Raw genomic sequence first — 18,501 nt, 5'->3', positions numbered from 1 at the left:
GAACACGGAAGTTAAGCTCTCTAGCGCCGATGGTAGTTGGGACCTTGTCCCTGTGAGAGTAGGACGTCGCCAAGCAATTAAAGCACGAGTCAATTGACTCGTGCTTTTTTGTATATTTTTATTTGGTATTAATATGTACAAATAAAAATGAGAAGTTAATTCTGTTGTATAAAATATAAACGTAGTGATTAAAGAAAAGAAATTTTGGCTAGGATAGTGAGGAAGCAAAAGAGTTGCAAATTTCTTTAATACGTATATAATTAAAGTCAAAGATAGTCAAAGTCAATAAAGGTGGCGGATAAATGAGAAATATATCTGATATCATTGAGCAATTTCTAAAGCAAGTTATTGACTTAAGCAATAATAATGTGATTGAGATTAAGAGAAATGAGATTGCGGATCGATTTGATTGTGTTCCGTCTCAAATTAATTATGTAATCAATACTCGCTTTACGTTAGAAAGAGGATTTGTAGTTGAAAGTAAACGAGGCGGAGGAGGTTACATTCGCATTATCAAAGTCAAATTGCATGACGATATAGACATTATTGATCAAATGCTTCATATGATCGAGCATAGTATTGCGCAAGGGAATGCGGAAAGTATCATTATACGATTAGTGGAAGAAGATATTGTGACCAATCGGGAAGCAAAACTTATGCTGAGCGTATTAGATCGATCTGTATTATTAATGGATTTACCTTCTAGAGATGAACTTAGGGCTCGAATATTATGCGCAATGTTAAGGACACTGAAATATAAATAAATACAGCTTTTGTTAAGAAATGTTTTTAGCGGTAATTCATTTTATAGTGGGACTTTTTACAGACAAGATTAAATGAACAAAATAATCTAGTGGTGTATAAAAAGTATCATGAGGTAGATCGTTCCTATTGTAAAGGTGGGGATATAAGATGACTTGTCAAAATTGTAATATAAGACCAGCAGCATTACATTATACAAAAGTAATAAACGGACAAAAGACGGAAGTTCATCTTTGTGAGCAATGTGCAGAGCAAAATGGCTATACGTCTTTCTTTCAATCACCACAATCTAGTTTTTCCTTCCATGACTTACTAGCTGGATTGCTACATGGAGAACCATCAATGTTTGAAAACCAAGAGGATAGTTTTTCAGATGCAAGAGTATTACGATGTTCAACTTGTAATATGACATATAAACAATTTGCAAAAGTAGGTCGCTTTGGATGTGCTTCTTGTTATGAGACATTTAAGGAACAACTAAAGCCAATGTTGAAGCGGCTTCATGGTGGTCATACACATCATTGTGGAAAAATTCCCGAGCGTATGGGAGGAAATATTCATCTAAAGAAAGAATTAGATGAACTAAAATTAAAATTAAAGCAATGTGTACAGAAAGAAGAATTTGAAAAAGCAGCTCAAACGCGTGATCAAATCCGAAGTATTGAAAATCAGCTTAGTGAGCATAGAGGGGGGGAATAGTTCTATGTCACTGGATCGTATTATGAATGAAGCAATTAGTCCGTGGATGAGGGGAGATGGCCCCGATTCTGATATTGTTTTAAGTAGTCGTATTCGTTTGGCTCGTAATTTAAAAGATTATCATTTCCCTATTATACAAACTGATGAAGAAGCTAAGCAGATTACTAATTTATTTCAAAAGAAGTTTGTAAATCAGAAAGTGAAATCCCTCGGGAATTTTGAACTATTAAAAATGAATGAACTAAAACCGCTTCAGCGAAGAGTTTTAGTAGAAAAACATTTAATTAGTCCTAATCTTGCTGGAACGGAATTTGGTACTTGTCTACTATCAGAAAGTGAACATATAAGTGTGATGCTTAATGAAGAAGATCATGTGCGAATTCAATGTTTATTCTCAGGGCTGCAATTATCAGAAGCACTGCAAAGCGCAAACAAAATGGATACATGGATTGAAAAAGCAGTTGAATATGCTTTTGATGAATCGCTTGGCTATATTACCAGTTGCCCCACAAATGTTGGTACGGGGTTACGAGCTTCTGTAATGATGCATTTACCAGCACTTGTTTTGACGAAACGGATAAATCGTATTATACAAGCAATTCAACAATTAGGTTTAGTCGTAAGAGGAATATACGGTGAAGGTAGCGAAGCCTTAGGTAATATATTTCAAGTTTCTAATCAAATGACATTAGGAAAATCAGAAGAAGATATTATAGCAGATTTAGAGAGTGTTGTTCATCAGCTTATACAACAAGAGAGAGTAGCTCGAGAACTAATTATGAAAAATTCAAGTATTGAACTTGAAGACCGAGTATATCGTTCTTACGGTGTACTGGCTAATAGTCGATTAATTCAATCGGCAGAAGCTGCTACTTGTCTGTCAGATATGCGGTTAGGTATTGATCTTGATTATATAAAAAATATATCAAGAAATATTTTAACAGAGTTAATGGTACTAACTCAGCCAGGAATTTTACAGCAATACGCAGGAGGTCCTTTAAGCCCAGAAGAAAGGGATTATCGAAGGGCGACATTAATCCGTGAAAGACTACGAATTGAACAAAATTGAGCGCAAGTAGGAGGCGATTTCTATGATGTTTGGAAGATTTACAGAAAGAGCACAGAAAGTATTAGCTTTATCTCAAGAAGAAGCAATTCGCATTGGGCATAATAATATTGGTACAGAACATATTTTACTTGGGCTTGTACGCGAAGGGGAAGGAATTGCAGCTAAAGCGTTAATTGCTCTTGGGTTAAGTCCAGAGAAGGTACAAAAAGAGGTAGAGGCATTAATTGGTCGTGGAACAGAGATGTCTCAAACTGTTCATTATACACCGCGTGCCAAAAAAGTAATTGAGTTATCAATGGATGAGGCACGTAAGCTAGGTCATTCTTATGTTGGAACGGAACATATTTTACTAGGGTTGATCCGTGAAGGTGAAGGTGTTGCAGCGCGTGTTTTAAATAACTTAGGCGTAAGTTTAAACAAAGCAAGACAACAAGTATTGCAGCTCCTTGGAAGCAATGAAGCTACATCAGGCCATCAAGGTGGTGCATCAGCAAATGCAAATACACCAACGCTTGATAGTTTAGCGCGAGATTTGACAGTTGTTGCACGTGAAGGACGCTTAGATCCTGTTATTGGCCGTAGTAAAGAGATTCAACGTGTTATTGAAGTATTGAGCCGTAGAACTAAGAATAACCCAGTATTAATTGGAGAACCTGGGGTAGGTAAAACAGCAATTGCTGAAGGTCTAGCACAGCAAATTGTAAATAATGAAGTTCCAGAAACATTACGCGATAAGCGTGTTATGACGTTAGATATGGGTACAGTTGTTGCTGGCACGAAATACCGTGGTGAGTTTGAGGATCGTTTAAAGAAAGTGATGGATGAAATTCGCCAAGCTGGTAATATCATTCTATTTATTGATGAACTTCATACATTAATTGGTGCAGGTGGTGCAGAAGGTGCAATTGACGCATCCAATATTTTGAAACCATCATTAGCACGTGGTGAATTGCAATGTATTGGGGCGACAACATTAGATGAGTATCGTAAATACATTGAAAAAGATGCAGCACTAGAAAGACGTTTCCAACCAATTCATGTTGACGAGCCAAGCTTAGAAGAATCGATTCAAATTTTAAGAGGGTTACGCGATCGTTACGAGGCGCATCACCGCGTTTCCATTACAGATGATGCAATTGAAGCAGCTGTAAAACTTTCGGATCGTTATATTACAGATCGTTTCTTACCTGATAAAGCAATTGACTTAATCGATGAAGCAGCTTCAAAAGTACGCTTACGTTCTTATACAACACCACCAGATTTAAAAGAACTTGAAGTGAAACTTGAAGAAATTCGAAAAGAAAAGGATGCAGCCGTACAGAGCCAAGAATTTGAAAAGGCAGCTTCTTTACGAGATATGGAACAACGTTTACGTGAAAAATTAGAGGATACAAAACGTCAGTGGAAAGAGCAGCAAGGAAAAGAAAATTCAGAAGTAACAGTAGAAGACATTGCAAATGTTGTTTCTACGTGGACGCGTATTCCGGTTTCTAAACTTGCACAAACAGAAACAAATAAATTATTGAATCTAGAATCCATTTTACATGACCGTGTAATTGGCCAAGATGAAGCTGTTGTCGCAGTAGCGAAAGCAGTGCGCCGCGCAAGAGCAGGTTTAAAAGATCCGAAACGCCCAATTGGTTCATTTATTTTCTTAGGACCGACTGGTGTAGGTAAAACGGAGCTTGCGCGTGCATTAGCAGAATCTATGTTTGGTGATGAAGATGCAATGATTCGTATTGATATGTCTGAGTATATGGAGAAACATTCTACTTCTCGCTTAGTGGGGTCTCCCCCAGGATATGTGGGATATGAAGAAGGCGGCCAATTAACAGAAAAAGTTCGTCGCAAACCATATTCTGTCGTGCTGTTAGATGAAGTAGAGAAGGCACATCCAGATGTATTTAACATTTTACTGCAAGTGCTAGAAGATGGGCGTTTAACAGACTCTAAAGGGCGTACAGTTGATTTCCGAAATACAATTGTTATTATGACATCTAACGTTGGTGCCGAAGCATTAAAACGTAATAAACATCTCGGTTTTAACGTACAAGATGAGAGTCGTGATTATTCAGATATGAAGGGTAAAGTAATGGATGAATTGAAAAAAGCATTTCGTCCAGAGTTCTTAAACCGTATTGATGAAATCATTGTTTTCCATATGCTTGAGAAAAAACATATTCAAGAAATTGTAACGCTTATGGTTAATCAATTAGTAAATCGGTTAAAAGAACAAGAGATTGAATTAGAGTTAACAAGTACAGCAATTGAAGCGATTGCTGATAAAGGATTCGATCGTGAGTATGGTGCTCGTCCACTTCGTCGAGCAATCCAAAAACATGTGGAAGATCGATTGTCAGAAGAACTTCTAAAAGGAGCAATTGAGAAAGGTCAAAAAGTTGTCTTTGACGCCGAAGGGGAATCATTTGTCATTCGCAGTGCAGAAAAGGTAAAATAAGTATAGACAAACAAGGAGGGCTAAATAATAGCCCTCTTTCTTGTACGAGAAGGATGTATGTTTATAGATGAAAGTGAAGTGAAGTAAAAACAAGATGGCTAAAAAGAAAACGAAATTTATATGTCAAGAATGTGGTTATCAGTCACCAAAATATATGGGTAAGTGCCCTGGATGTGGGCAATGGAATACGCTTGTCGAAGAGATGGAACAAGTTGTATCATCGCGTCGCATCAACTATGCAAATGCGATTCAAACGGAAGTAACAAAGCCAAGGCGTCTTACAGAAGTAGAAACAAAGTCAGAGGCACGGATTGAAACAAAATTCCAAGAATTTAATCGTGTACTCGGTGGAGGAATTGTTGACGGTTCCCTCGTACTTATTGGAGGAGATCCTGGAATTGGAAAATCAACCTTACTACTACAAATATCATCGCAATTAGCAGATTCTTCGTATGATGTATTGTATATATCTGGTGAAGAATCAGCAAAACAAATTAAACTTCGTGCAGATCGTCTACATGTAAATGGAAGCAACTTATTTGTTGTTTCGGAAACAGATTTACAGCGAATTGCGGCACATATCGATGAAATGAACCCTTCCTTTGTTGTCATTGATTCCATTCAAACTATTTATTTGCCAGAAGTAACCTCAGCACCAGGTAGTGTTTCGCAAGTACGTGAATGTACAGCGGAACTGATGAAACTTGCAAAAACGAAAGGAATTCCAATTTTTATCGTAGGACATGTAACGAAAGAAGGGGCAATTGCAGGACCGCGTATGTTAGAACATATGGTGGATGCGGTTCTTTATTTTGAAGGAGACCGTCATCATACATATCGTATTTTGCGAGCGGTTAAAAATCGCTTTGGTTCTACAAATGAGATGGGTATTTTTGAAATGAAGGAACTCGGTCTTGCGGAAGTATTAAATCCTTCTGAAATTTTTCTAGAAGAAAGACCTGTTGGAGTTGCTGGCTCTACAGTTGTTGCTTCTATGGAAGGGACAAGGCCTGTTTTAGTAGAAATACAAGCATTAATTTCTCCTACTAGTTTTGGAAATCCACGAAGAATGGCTACAGGGATTGATCATAATCGTGTATCGCTTATTATGGCAGTGCTAGAAAAAAGAGCAGGTTTATTATTGCAAAACCAAGATGCGTATTTAAAGGTTGCTGGAGGATTGAGATTGGATGAACCAGCAATTGATTTGGCAGTGGCTTTAAGTATTGCATCGAGTTTTCGAGATAAGTCAACTGCCCCGACCGATGCGGTAATAGGAGAAGTTGGGTTAACTGGAGAAGTAAGAAGGGTATCGAGAATTGAACAACGAGTACAAGAAGCGGCTAAATTAGGATTTCAGCGTGCCATCATCCCGCAAAAAAATTTAGGGGGTTGGACAATTCCTGAGGGGATTGAAGTAGTTGGTGTTTCTAATTTAGGAGAGGCGCTTCGTTTGACATTAGGAGGCTAGGCTATGGAAGAAAACAAGCAACGTGTCAAAAGTATGATTAATATTTTGCAGCTTGTTGCACCAGGGACACCTTTGCGAGAAGGCATAGATAATGTACTTCGTGCGCAAACAGGTGGCTTAATTGTCCTTGGGTATAATGATCAAATTAAAAGCATTGTTGATGGAGGATTTCACATTAATTGTGCATTCTCTCCCGCTAGTTTATACGAACTAGCAAAAATGGATGGAGCTCTTATTTTAAATGAGACGGGAAGTAAAATTTTAATTGCAAATGCACAGTTAGTTCCCGAGTCATCTATTGATTCCATTGAAACAGGAATGCGTCATCGCACAGCAGAACGTGTAGCGAAGCAAACAGGAAGTCTTGTTGTTGCTATTTCACAAAGACGTAACGTAATTACGCTATATCAGGGAGGTTTACGTTATACACTAAAAGACATAGGCGTTATTTTAACAAAGGCAAATCAGGCTATTCAAACTTTAGAAAAATATAAAGCAGTATGGAATGATGGTATTACGAACTTGGGTATTCTAGAATTTGAGGAAGTTGTTACGATGTCTGAAGTGGTCCACGTCCTACATAGTGTCGAGATGGTACTCCGTATTAAGAATGAAATTCTAAGTTATATTCATGAATTAGGAACAGAAGGTAGACTTATTCGTTTACAGCTTACTGAGCTGTTGGCTGATTTGGAAGCAGAGGCAGCATTATTAATTAAAGACTACTATCAAGAAAAGACGCAGGATCACTATCAAATTTTAAAAAAATTACAGGAACTTGCAAATGCACAGCTTTTAGAAGATAGTGATTTAGTGAAATTGCTTGGTTACCCAGGGCAAATGAGTTTAGAGGAAAGTGTTACACCGAGAGGATATAGGATTACAAGTAAAATTTCTCGGGTACCACCTCTTATTATTGAAAATTTGATCAATCGATTTAAAACATTGCAAGGCGTTTGTCGTGCAAGTATTAATGAGTTAGATGATGTAGAAGGAATTGGAGAAGTTCGGGCGAAAAAAATACGAGAAGGTTTAAAACGAATCCAAGAGCATTTATATATGAGTAGACACAATTAAGAATATTACATTGATTTCATAATATAACGACACTAGCACATTTTTGGTATATGATATGATATATTGGTAAATAAACCAATTTATAAAAAGACACGTCCGCTTTTGCATTCGGCGTTTTGATTAGCAAAACAATGGTTAATAATGAGTAGGAGGTGGTTGGATGTTAAAACGGATCGTACAGCTCTTCGTTCTAGTAATCGGAGGAGCGTTAGGGATTTATTTAATCCCGAAAGTTATTAATGTATTGGACATGGGTGCAATCCCGTTACTGGAGGGCTCGTATGTTCGTGCAATTATTGGTGCAATTATTTTATTTTTAACAACATTTTGGCTCGTAGATTATATTGTTCAGCTTATTAAACATATTGAGGAAGCTCTTGTAAAGGCGCCTGTAACAGATGTTTTATTTGGCACGCTAGGATTAATCTCAGGTCTTATTGTTGCGTATTTAATTTTGATACCAATTCGTGAATTTACAATTCCAGTCATTAGTACTGTATTGCAAATCTTCTTTACACTTCTACTTGGTTACTTAGGATTCCAGGTAGGATTTAAAAAGAGAAATGAATTGTTAGGATTATTTACACTACCACAACGCGGTGGCAAGAAGAAAAATAACAATAGTGATAATGAAGAGGCTGAAACGGAAACAGGAGTAGAGGAATCTTTTTCGCATTGGAAAATTCTTGATACTAGTGTAATTATTGATGGACGTATTGCTGATATTTGTCAAACGAAATTCCTAGAAGGAACGATTGTCATTCCTCAGTTTGTATTAGAGGAGTTGCAACATATTGCTGATTCTTCGGATGCATTAAAGCGTAATCGAGGACGTAGAGGATTAGATATTTTAAACCGTATTCAAAAAGAGATGCCAATTCCAGTAGAGATTTATGAAGGCGATTTCGAAGATATTCAAGAAGTGGACAGCAAGCTTGTGAAATTAGCGAAAGTAACTGGTGGTACTGTTGTCACAAATGATTTTAACTTAAATAAAGTTTCTGAACTACAAGGAGTAACAGTTCTAAACATTAATGATTTAGCAAATGCAATTAAGCCAGTTGTACTTCCCGGTGAAGAACTAAGCGTTTATGTTGTCAAAGATGGAAAAGAGCAAAATCAAGGTGTTGCTTATTTAGATGATGGTACGATGATTGTAGTAGAAGATGGTCGAGAATATGTTGGTTCACAACTTGATGTACTCGTTACAAGTGTACTACAAACATCTGCTGGTCGTATGATTTTTGCAAAGCGAAAATTACTAGAAAAAGCATTATAAGTAGAGGATTATTAGCATGTATACATTAATTATTCCGGCCGCGGGCCGAGGAAAGCGAATGGGTGCTGGTAAAAATAAATTATTTTTGCTTATTAATGAAGTGCCTATTATTGTGCATACATTACGTGTTTTTGAAAAAGATGAAGCATGTAAAAATATTATTATGGCAATTAATGAAGAAGAACGTTCCTATTTTGAAGGGTTAATACAGAGATATCCGATTCAAAAGAGTGTGCAGTTTATCCAAGGTGGGGCTGAAAGACAAGATAGTGTATATAATGCACTTCAATATGTGAAGCAAACCGAGTATGTTCTCGTACATGATGGAGCACGTCCGTTTGTAACGAATAAAATGACCCGTGATGTATTGATTGCAGCGAAGCAGAAAGGTGCTTCGATTTGCGCGGTACCTGTAAAGGACACAGTAAAACGGGTAGAACAAAATACAGTTGTTGAAACAGTTGAACGTTCTCAGTTGAGAGCCGTACAAACACCTCAAGGATTTTCTGTTCCACTTTTACTAGAAGCGCATCAAAGTGCAAAACAGGGATGTTTCCTTGGTACAGATGATGCAAGTCTTGTAGAACGTATTGGTAAGGAAGTGGGCGTAGTAGAGGGTAGTTATTACAATATTAAAGTGACAACGCCAGAAGATTTATTAATTGCTGAAAGTTTCTTGCGTGTTCAGAAGGGGTAGTAGAAAGAATATAAAGAAAAGCCCGGTTACTGCCGGGCTTTTCTTTATAGGTGCATAGATATAATATAGAATCATAACGTTCAGTAGTTTAGCTTGAGGAGGATGTAAAATGTTTCGAATTGGACAAGGTTTTGATGTACATGAATTTGCAGAAGGTAGACCGTTAATTATTGGTGGAATTACGATTCCGCATGAAAAAGGTTTGTTAGGTCACTCAGATGCAGATGTACTTTTACATACAATTGCTGATGCATGTTTAGGAGCAATTGCTGCAGGTGACATCGGAAAACATTTTCCAGATACAGATCCTGCCTTTAAGGATGCAGATTCAGCGGTGTTATTGCAAAAAGTTTGGGAGTTTGTGCGTGAACAAGGGTATGAGTTAGGTAATTTAGATTGTACAATTATTGCGCAGAAGCCGAAAATGGCACCACATATTGAAAATATGCGTAAGCGTATTAGTGAGTTATTAGAAACTTCTATAGGCAATATTAATGTGAAGGCAACAACAACTGAAAAATTAGGATTTACAGGAAGAGAAGAAGGGATTGCTTCTCAAGCAGTTGTATTATTACAGAAAAAATAGTTGTTTTTGATTCGTAAGATGGATAATCGGATTTTTTTGGTGTACAATTATAGAATGTGTTGACATTAAGAATGGAAGGTGTACCAATTATGGAAAAGCAAGTGAGAGTACGCTATGCGCCAAGTCCAACAGGACACTTACATATCGGAAATGCGCGTACGGCATTATTTAATTATTTATTTGCTCGTCATCAAGATGGCAAGTTTATTATTCGTATTGAAGATACTGATGTAAAACGTAATGTTGCTGGTGGTGAAGAAAGCCAATTAAAATACTTGAAATGGCTCGGTATGGACTGGGATGAAGGTGTTGATGTTGGTGGTGAATATGGACCATATCGTCAAACAGAACGTTTAGATATTTATAAAAAGTTATATGAAGATTTGCTAGAACGTGGTTTAGCTTATAAATGTTACATGACAGAAGAGGAATTAGAAGCAGAGCGTGAAGGACAAATTGCTCGTGGTGAAACACCTCGTTATGCAGGTAATCACCGTGATTTAACAGAAGAACAAATCAAGCAATTTGAAGCAGAAGACCGCATTCCAAGTATTCGTTTCCGTGTACCGGCTGACCGCGACTACACGTTTAAGGATGTCGTAAAAGATGAAGTTGCTTTCCACTCAAATGACTTTGGTGATTTCGTTATTGTGAAAAAAGATGGTATTCCAACTTATAATTTTGCAGTAGCGGTAGATGATCATTTAATGGAAATCACACATGTTCTTCGTGGCGATGACCATATCTCTAACACACCGAAACAAATGATGATTTATGAAGCATTTGGATGGGATATCCCACAATTCGGTCATATGACATTAATCGTAAATGAGAGCCGTAAAAAATTAAGTAAACGTGATGAATCTATTATTCAATTTATTGAACAATATAAAGCGCTTGGATATCTTCCAGAAGCGATTTTTAACTTTATCGCATTACTTGGTTGGTCACCAGTAGGGGAGGAAGAAATCTTCTCTAAAGATGAGTTTATTGAAATGTTTGATGCGGCACGTTTATCAAAATCACCTGCATTATTCGATTCTCAAAAACTAAAATGGATGAACAATCAATATATGAAAAAGCAAGACCTAGATGCTGTTGTTGCATTAAGCTTACCGCATTTAGTGAAAGCTGGTCGTGTAAGTGAAAACTTAAGCGAACAAGAACAGGTTTGGGTTCGTGGTGTAATTGCTTTATACCATGAACAAATGAGCTTTGGAGCTGAAATTGTAGAGCTTTCTGAAATGTTCTTCAAAGATCATGTAGACTATGAAGAAGAAGGACAAGAAGTATTAAAAGGTGAACAAGTACCTGAAGTACTTCGTGCATTTGCAGCAGGATTAGAAGCTTTAGATGAAGTAGAACCAGCAGCAATTAAGAAGGCAATTAAAGCTGTTCAAAAAGAAACAGGTCATAAAGGCAAAAATTTATTTATGCCAATTCGTGTTGCAACTACGGGTCAAACACATGGCCCAGAACTTCCAAACGCAATTGCACTTCTTGGAAAAGAAAAAGTTTTAAATCGTATTCGTAAAGTAATTGGTTAACATTTGACGAATTTAGAAATATAATAAGAATACTTAAAAACCTAATAAGGGAAAGCGACGAGAAGGAGAAGTAGAAAATCAGGCTTTTTACAGAGAGAACCACCTTTTGGCTGGAAGTGGTTTATAAGTGGATTTTTGAAATGCCCCTTCGAGTCTTCTGCTGAACAACGAAGAGTTTCGGGACGTCATAAGGACGCAAAGTAAGCAGAAGCGGTATAAACCGTTATCATGGATGAGTTTGAGGCTTTATTTGAGCCTAAACAGAGTGGAACCGCGCTTATAAGGCGCCTCTGTCAATATGACAGAGGCGTCTTTTTTTATACCATGTAAATAGGTATGGGTATAAGTTTTTGTACAGATGGATAAAGACTAGATAACAAACAAGGAAGTTAGCGATAAAGTGAACCTTTAATCAGTGGGGCTTCATTCCTCACTAATTATTAGCCTTCACCAATTGGGCCTTTACGGGTAATTCATCTCCAATCTAACTTCTTTTCTTTCACTGAATGATGAGGTGGAGGTAATACGGTCCACCAATAGCGGGGGAATCAGTTCACTCGGAATAGTAGTCCATAAAGGGGAGGGGACATCGATGTTTAAGAGGCTTCGAGAAGATATTGAAGTCGTTTTTGAACAAGATCCAGCGGCGCGAAATTATTTCGAAGTCATTTTAACTTACTCTGGATTACATGCAGTTTGGGCACACCGAATTGCACACGCCTTTTATAAACGAAATTTTTTCTTTATTGCGCGTTGGATTTCACAAGTTAGTCGTTTTTTTACTGGTATCGAGATTCATCCAGGAGCCACAATTGGTCGCCGTTTTTTTATTGACCATGGTATGGGAGTTGTTATTGGGGAGACATGTGAAATTGGAGACAATGTAACCATTTATCAAGGAGTTACATTAGGTGGTACAGGGAAAGAAAAAGGAAAAAGGCATCCAACAATTCAAGATAATGTACTTATTGCAACTGGTGCGAAAGTACTCGGATCCATTACGGTTGGAGAGAATTCCAAAATTGGTGCAGGGTCCGTTGTGTTGAAAGAAGTTCCTGCGCATTCGACAGTTGTAGGTATACCTGGTCGTGTCGTAATTCAGAATGGAGTAAAGGTAGGTCAGGAATTAAACCATTCGGATCTTCCGGATCCAATTTTTGATAAATTGAAAGTGATGGAAGCTGAGCTTGAGAAATTAAAAAAGCAACTTGAAGTAAAAGTGGAAAGGAAGGATGAAAATGACTATTCACATTTATAATACGTTAACGCGTCAGAAAGAGGAGTTTGTTCCTTTAGAAGAAAATAAAGTGAAGATGTATGTATGCGGGCCGACAGTATACAACTATATTCATATTGGAAATGCAAGACCGCCTATGGTATTTGATACAGTGCGTCGCTACTTAGAATATAAAGGGTATGATGTACAATATGTTTCTAATTTTACGGATGTAGATGATAAATTAATTAAAGCAGCAAATGAGCTAGGAGAGGACGTTCCAACAATTGCAGATCGCTTTGTTGAAGCGTATTTTGAAGATGTAACTGCATTAGGTTGCAAGCACGCTACAGTTCACCCTCGTGTAACAGAAAATATGGATATCATTATTGAGTTTATTGAGGAACTTGTGAAAAAAGGGTATGCATATGAATCAGAAGGAGATGTTTATTACAAAACGAAAGAATTTGAAGGCTACGGCAAATTGTCTCATCAACCAATTGCAGATTTGCGTCATGGTGCACGTATTGAAGTTGGAGAAAAGAAACAAGATCCACTTGACTTTGCATTATGGAAAGCTGCGAAAGAAGGAGAGATCTTCTGGGAGAGCCCTTGGGGGAAAGGTCGTCCGGGATGGCATATTGAATGCTCTGCAATGGCACGGAAATATTTAGGAGATACAATCGATATTCACGCTGGTGGTCAAGATTTAGCGTTCCCACATCATGAAAATGAGATTGCACAATCAGAAGCTTTGACTGGAAAAACATTTGCACGTTACTGGATGCATAATGGATATATTAATATTAACAATGAAAAAATGTCTAAATCATTAGGGAACTTCATTTTAGTTCACGATATTATTAAGCAATATAATCCGCAATTAATTCGCTTCTTTATGCTATCGGTTCACTATCGTCATCCAATTAACTTTAGTGAAGAATTATTACAGAATACGAATAATGGGTTAGAGCGTATTAAAACGGCATACGGTAATTTAAAACATCGCATGGAAAGCAGTACGGATTTAACGGATCATAACGAGAAGTGGTTAGCTGAAATGAAGAAATTCCAAGTTGCATTTGAAGCAGCGATGGATGATGATTTTAATACAGCAAACGCAGTAACAGAATTATATAACTTAGCAAACCATGCAAATCAATATTTACTAGAAGAACATACATCAAAAGCTGTGCTTGAGGCGTATGTAAAACAGTTTGAAACATTATTTGGCATCTTAGGATTAGAATTAACAAAAGAAGAATTACTTGATGAAGAGATTGAAGTGTTAATTCAAAAACGTATTGAAGCTCGTAAAAATCGTGATTTCGCATTATCAGATCAAATTCGCGATGATTTAAAAGAGCGCAATATTATTTTAGAAGATACAGCACAAGGTACAAGATGGAAAAGAGGATAAGCATGATTGATGCAAAGCAATTGAACAGCTTAGCGTTAGCCTATATGGGTGATGCGGTATATGAACAATATATCCGCTATCACCTCCTTCAAAAAGGAACAGTTCGTCCCAATCAACTACATCGTTTAGGGACAAGCTTTGTTTCAGCAAAGGCGCAGGCGAAAGTTGTTTATCATTTTTTAGAGACAGCATTTCTAACAGAGGAAGAAGAAGCGGTACTAAGAAGAGGACGTAATGCGAATTCTGGTACTGTTCCAAAAAATACGGATGTACAAACGTATCGCCATAGTACGGCCTTCGAGGCATTGCTCGGCTATCATTATTTATTGAACAATCGTGAACGATTAGAAGAGCTTGTATATAAAGCAATTGATGTATTAGAAGTAAAAGAAGGAGGCGCATCAACATGAGTAGTGAATACATTATCGGCCGTAACCCTGTAATTGAAGCGTTACGATCAGGGCGAGATATTAATAAGATTTGGATTGCAGAAGGTGCTGCCAAGGGACAAGTGCAAATTGTATTAGCGTTAGCGAAAGAGAATAAAATTATTTTACAGCATGCACCAAAGAAAAAATTAGATCAGCTTGTTGAAGGAAATCATCAAGGGGTGATTGCGCAAGTTGCGGCATATCAGTATGCGGAATTAGAAGATTTATTTGAGGTAGCTGCTAAGCGTAACGAAGATCCGTTCTTCTTAATTCTTGATGAAATTGAAGACCCACATAACCTAGGATCTATTATGCGTACAGCAGATGCAACGGGAGCGCATGGGATTATTATTCCAAAGCGCCGAGCAGTTGGGTTAACGGCATCGGTTGCAAAGGCTTCAACAGGGGCAATTGAATACATTCCAGTTGCTCGTGTGACAAATTTATCACGAACAATTGATGAGTTAAAGGAACGTGGTCTTTGGATTGCGGGCACAGATGCAAAAGGGAAAACAGATTATCGCAACTTAGATGGCAATATGCCGATTGGGTTAGTAATTGGTAGTGAAGGGAAAGGTATGAGCCGTATTATTGGTGAAAAGTGTGATTTCCTTATTCATTTACCGATGGTTGGTAAAGTTACATCCTTAAATGCTTCAGTAGCTGCTAGTCTGCTAATGTACGAGGTATATCGCAAACGTCACCAAATTGGTGAGTAAAAATGGACGATATTTTAATCGTTGACGGTTATAACGTTATTGGAGCTTGGAGAGACTTGAAAAAATTGAGGGATGTAGACTTACAGGCATCAAGGGACGCGCTAATTGATAAGATGGCGGATTATCAGGGCTATACAGGAACAAGAGTAATGATTGTATTTGATGCTTATACAGTTCAAGGTATTGAGAAGAAGATGAAGCAATCGCGTGTTGAAGTTATTTTCACAAGGAGAAATCAAACTGCTGATGAAAAAATTGAACAGCTCGCGATTGAGCTTCGTAACATTAATACACAAATTTATGTTGCAACTTCCGATTATACAGAACAGTGGGTTATTTTTGCGCAAGGAGCACTTAGGAAATCAGCCCGTGAACTAGAGATAGAAGTACAGGCGGTGGAACAACAAGTGCGCCATCAAACGCGAGAGGTAAAAGATAAACAACCAGCTATGCGAACGATATTTAGCAAGGATATTACAGAAAAGTTAGAAAAATTAAGGCGAGGAGAGCGTTGAACCATTGACGCTCTTCAAGCGCTTACTGTATAATATTTCTAAATAAATAGCGGTCGGAGGGATCAGAGTGGAAACAGGCTTCGTAAGTACCAACAACGTTACGTTTCGCGATTTAGAGGATGAGGCAATAGTTGAGTTAGTTCGAAAAGGTAATATTGATGCTCTTGAATATTTAATTCACAAGTACAAGAACTTTGTTCGCGCAAAATCAAGATCGTATTTTTTAGTAGGTGCCGATCGGGAAGATATTGTTCAAGAAGGTATGATTGGATTGTTTAAAGCTATTCGTGATTATAAAGAGGACAAGCTCTCTTCTTTTAAAGCATTTGCTGAATTATGTATTACTCGTCAAATTATTACTGCTATTAAGACAGCAACGAGACAAAAACATATTCCTTTAAATTCATATGTTTCTTTAGACAAACCGATTTACGATGAGGAATCTGATCGTACGCTATTAGATGTTATTTCAGAAGCAAAGGTAACTGATCCTGAAGAGATGATTATTAGCCAGGAAGAATATACCGACATAGAACTAAAAATATCTGAATTATTAAGCGATTTAGAAAGGAAAGTCCTTTCTTTATACTTAGATGGTCGCTCTTATCAAGAAATCTCAGAACAGCTAAATAGACACGTAAAGTCTATTGATAACGCCCTGCAGCGTGTGAAAAGAAAACTTGAACGATATATGGAAATGAGAGAAAATACAACTTTAAACTCATAGTATATGTCGCAGGAGGTAAAGTGATTCTCCTGTTTTCTTTTTGTAAGGTAGTAAGCGGCATGTCATTGACATTGTCTTTTATTGTATGATACATTTTTAGGGACATAATGTTACAAGGTTGGTGTAACAAATGAGGAAAAAAGTTGTACTCTCATGTGAAGAGTGTAAGAATCGAAACTACTCCACAATGAAAGATACGAGCTCAGTAGAGCGACTTGAGATAAAGAAGTTTTGTAAAATATGCAATATGCATACAGTTCATAAGGAAACAAAATAAATAATCGAAACAATACACTGGAGGTCCCGTAAATGCGTTTGACGAACTTTTTCGGCGATGTAGGTCGCGAAATGAAAAAAGTAAGTTGGCCTAAGAAAGATGAATTACTCCGTTCAACAGCTACTGTTATTGCGACAGTTGTGTTTTTTGCAGTTTTCTTTGCAGTAGTTGACATGGGTATTTCTTCTTTAATTCGGTTAATTCTTGGTTAGTTCTTGAATAAGAAGCACTTATCCATGATATAATGTTATTTATACGAACTGTGTAAAAGCCCGATGAACGGGTTTTTTCATTTGCACAAAAAAATGTACGTCAGGGAGGGAAGGACGCTCGTCCTAAATGAATGGAAAAAAGTTGGTATGTTGTCCATACTTATTCTGGATATGAAAATAAAGTAAAAGCAAACCTAGAGAAACGTGTAGAATCAATGGGAATGCAAGATAAAATTTTCCGTGTTGTTGTTCCGGAAGAAGTAGAAGTAGAAATGAAAAACGGAAAAGAAAAGTTAACAAAAAGAAAAGTATTCCCAGGTTATGTATTAGTTGAACTAATTATGACTGATGATTCTTGGTATGTTGTTCGTAATACACCAGGCGTAACAGGTTTTGTTGGATCTTCTGGGTCAGGTTCAAAGCCATCTCCTTTATTAGAAGAGGAAGTTGTTACCATTATGAAGCATATGGGAATGGACAATGAAGTGGTTGATTTTGACTTTGAACTTCATGAAACAGTGCGTGTAAATGAAGGGCCATTCGCGAACTATACAGGCGCAATCGAAGAGATTGATATGGAAAAACAAAAAGTAAGAGTGCTTGTAGACATGTTTGGTCGTGAAACACCGGTCGAGCTGGATTTCCATCAAATTGAAAAATTATAAAATGAAACTTGAAATGAATTGTAAAAAGTGATAATATCTTTTAAGTCAGTACGTCTTCGGTAACGGAGACGTTTTTTGAAAAGATTTTATCGTACAGATAAAATAAAAGTGGGAGGGCAAATCACTGCCCAATTGACCACATCACGGACTTAAGGAGGTGTGTCTCGTGGCTAAAAAGGTAATTAAAATGGTAAAACTTCAAATTCCTGCAGGTAAAGCTAACCCAGCTCCACCAGTTGGTCCAGCATTAGGACAAGCGGGTGTTAATATCATGGGCTTCTGTAAAGAGTTCAACGCTCGTACAGCAGATCAAGCTGGTCTTATCATTCCTGTTGAAATTACGGTATTCGAAGACCGTTCATTCACTTTCATTACTAAAACTCCTCCTGCTGCTGTTCTTCTTAAGAAAGTAGCTGGTATCGAGTCTGGTTCTGGTGAACCAAACCGTAATAAAGTGGCAACTGTTAAGCGTGATAAAGTTCGCGAAATCGCTGAAACTAAAATGCCTGACCTAAACGCTGCTAGTGTAGAAGCTGCAATGCGTATGGTTGAAGGTACTGCACGCAGTATGGGCATCGTAATCGAAGACTAATTCGATTTGTTTTTTGTAAAAAAGGTTGCGGGTCTGGAATTCCAATTCGCAACCTTTATTATCGTAAATGAGTATCGTTTTT

20 protein-coding genes and 1 other annotated feature are annotated in these 18,501 nt (G+C 37.4%); all 20 genes read left to right on the top strand.

Annotated features, from left to right (window positions below):
- The first annotated feature begins 302 nt into the window (after positions 1-302).
- The 20 genes from JDS96_RS18010 (at position 303) to rplK (ending at position 18,419) form a co-directional block, all read left to right on the top strand.
- Positions 303-764 (top strand): CtsR family transcriptional regulator, encoded by a 462-nt coding sequence (locus JDS96_RS18010; protein WP_003194296.1) that lies wholly within the window; start codon positions 303-305, stop codon positions 762-764.
- A gap of 148 nt (positions 765-912) precedes the next feature.
- The gene (locus tag JDS96_RS18005; RefSeq protein WP_003194299.1) at positions 913-1,461 is read left to right on the top strand and encodes a protein-arginine kinase activator protein McsA; all 549 of its coding nucleotides are present in this window, start codon (positions 913-915) and stop codon (positions 1,459-1,461) included.
- Positions 1,462-1,465: 4 nt separating this feature from the next.
- The gene (locus tag JDS96_RS18000; protein WP_003194301.1) at positions 1,466-2,530 is read left to right on the top strand and encodes a protein-arginine kinase McsB; all 1,065 of its coding nucleotides are present in this window, start codon (positions 1,466-1,468) and stop codon (positions 2,528-2,530) included.
- Positions 2,531-2,552: 22 nt separating this feature from the next.
- Positions 2,553-4,988 (top strand): ATP-dependent protease ATP-binding subunit ClpC, encoded by a 2,436-nt coding sequence (clpC, locus tag JDS96_RS17995; protein ID WP_006093090.1) that lies wholly within the window; start codon positions 2,553-2,555, stop codon positions 4,986-4,988.
- A 94-nt stretch (positions 4,989-5,082) separates the two neighbouring features.
- Entirely contained in the window at positions 5,083-6,459 is a 1,377-nt protein-coding gene (gene radA, locus JDS96_RS17990) for a DNA repair protein RadA (protein WP_003194303.1), read from the top strand.
- Between the two features lie 3 nt (positions 6,460-6,462).
- Positions 6,463-7,536 (top strand): DNA integrity scanning diadenylate cyclase DisA, encoded by a 1,074-nt coding sequence (gene disA, locus JDS96_RS17985; protein WP_003194305.1) that lies wholly within the window; start codon positions 6,463-6,465, stop codon positions 7,534-7,536.
- A 160-nt stretch (positions 7,537-7,696) separates the two neighbouring features.
- Positions 7,697-8,815: a PIN/TRAM domain-containing protein gene (locus JDS96_RS17980; RefSeq protein WP_003194307.1), complete on the top strand. Its 1,119-nt coding sequence runs from the start codon at positions 7,697-7,699 to the stop codon at positions 8,813-8,815.
- A 16-nt stretch (positions 8,816-8,831) separates the two neighbouring features.
- Positions 8,832-9,512, top strand: a complete 681-nt coding sequence (ispD, locus tag JDS96_RS17975) for a 2-C-methyl-D-erythritol 4-phosphate cytidylyltransferase (protein WP_199667606.1) — start codon at positions 8,832-8,834, stop codon at positions 9,510-9,512.
- Between the two features lie 109 nt (positions 9,513-9,621).
- On the top strand, positions 9,622-10,098 hold the full coding sequence (gene ispF, locus JDS96_RS17970) for a 2-C-methyl-D-erythritol 2,4-cyclodiphosphate synthase (protein ID WP_003205484.1): 477 nt from the start codon (positions 9,622-9,624) through the stop codon (positions 10,096-10,098).
- A gap of 89 nt (positions 10,099-10,187) precedes the next feature.
- Positions 10,188-11,645 (top strand): glutamate--tRNA ligase, encoded by a 1,458-nt coding sequence (gene gltX, locus JDS96_RS17965; RefSeq protein WP_199667605.1) that lies wholly within the window; start codon positions 10,188-10,190, stop codon positions 11,643-11,645.
- Positions 11,646-11,693: 48 nt separating this feature from the next.
- Positions 11,694-11,940 (top strand) — a binding site (T-box leader).
- Between the two features lie 297 nt (positions 11,941-12,237).
- A complete protein-coding gene (cysE, locus tag JDS96_RS17960) occupies positions 12,238-12,903 on the top strand; it encodes a serine O-acetyltransferase (protein WP_199667604.1) in 666 nt (221 codons plus the stop codon).
- Positions 12,884-14,281 carry a cysteine--tRNA ligase gene (gene cysS / locus JDS96_RS17955; RefSeq protein ID WP_018767351.1) on the top strand — a complete coding sequence of 466 codons (1,398 nt, stop codon included), beginning with the start codon at positions 12,884-12,886 and terminating at the stop codon, positions 14,279-14,281. The genes cysE and cysS overlap by 20 nt, the downstream gene beginning before the upstream one ends.
- Before the next feature lie 2 nt (positions 14,282-14,283).
- Positions 14,284-14,691 (top strand): Mini-ribonuclease 3, encoded by a 408-nt coding sequence (locus JDS96_RS17950; RefSeq protein ID WP_003205491.1) that lies wholly within the window; start codon positions 14,284-14,286, stop codon positions 14,689-14,691.
- On the top strand, positions 14,688-15,431 hold the full coding sequence (gene rlmB / locus JDS96_RS17945) for a 23S rRNA (guanosine(2251)-2'-O)-methyltransferase RlmB (RefSeq protein WP_003194319.1): 744 nt from the start codon (positions 14,688-14,690) through the stop codon (positions 15,429-15,431). Before JDS96_RS17950 ends, rlmB begins: the two co-directional genes overlap by 4 nt.
- A gap of 2 nt (positions 15,432-15,433) precedes the next feature.
- Complete coding sequence (locus tag JDS96_RS17940; protein ID WP_006093115.1) at positions 15,434-15,946, top strand: NYN domain-containing protein; 513 nt, start codon at positions 15,434-15,436, stop codon at positions 15,944-15,946.
- A gap of 67 nt (positions 15,947-16,013) precedes the next feature.
- A complete protein-coding gene (locus JDS96_RS17935) occupies positions 16,014-16,673 on the top strand; it encodes an RNA polymerase factor sigma-70 (protein ID WP_003194323.1) in 660 nt (219 codons plus the stop codon).
- Positions 16,674-16,803: 130 nt separating this feature from the next.
- Complete coding sequence (gene rpmG / locus JDS96_RS17930) at positions 16,804-16,950, top strand: 50S ribosomal protein L33 (RefSeq protein ID WP_199667603.1); 147 nt, start codon at positions 16,804-16,806, stop codon at positions 16,948-16,950.
- 32 nt (positions 16,951-16,982) lie between these two features.
- The gene (gene secE / locus JDS96_RS17925) at positions 16,983-17,162 is read left to right on the top strand and encodes a preprotein translocase subunit SecE (RefSeq protein WP_003194325.1); all 180 of its coding nucleotides are present in this window, start codon (positions 16,983-16,985) and stop codon (positions 17,160-17,162) included.
- A gap of 131 nt (positions 17,163-17,293) precedes the next feature.
- The gene (gene nusG, locus JDS96_RS17920) at positions 17,294-17,827 is read left to right on the top strand and encodes a transcription termination/antitermination protein NusG (protein ID WP_000415795.1); all 534 of its coding nucleotides are present in this window, start codon (positions 17,294-17,296) and stop codon (positions 17,825-17,827) included.
- Between the two features lie 166 nt (positions 17,828-17,993).
- Positions 17,994-18,419 carry a 50S ribosomal protein L11 gene (gene rplK, locus JDS96_RS17915; RefSeq protein WP_001085872.1) on the top strand — a complete coding sequence of 142 codons (426 nt, stop codon included), beginning with the start codon at positions 17,994-17,996 and terminating at the stop codon, positions 18,417-18,419.
- Positions 18,420-18,501: the final 82 nt, after the last annotated feature.

Origin of the sequence: Bacillus cereus group sp. N21 (assembly GCF_016483395.1) — a bacterium.
In the GTDB taxonomy this organism is placed as follows: Bacteria; Bacillota; Bacilli; order Bacillales; family Bacillaceae_G; genus Bacillus_A; species Bacillus_A pseudomycoides.
The sequence above is the reverse complement of the archived record's forward strand: the minus strand, read 5'-3'. Positions and strand labels throughout refer to the sequence as shown.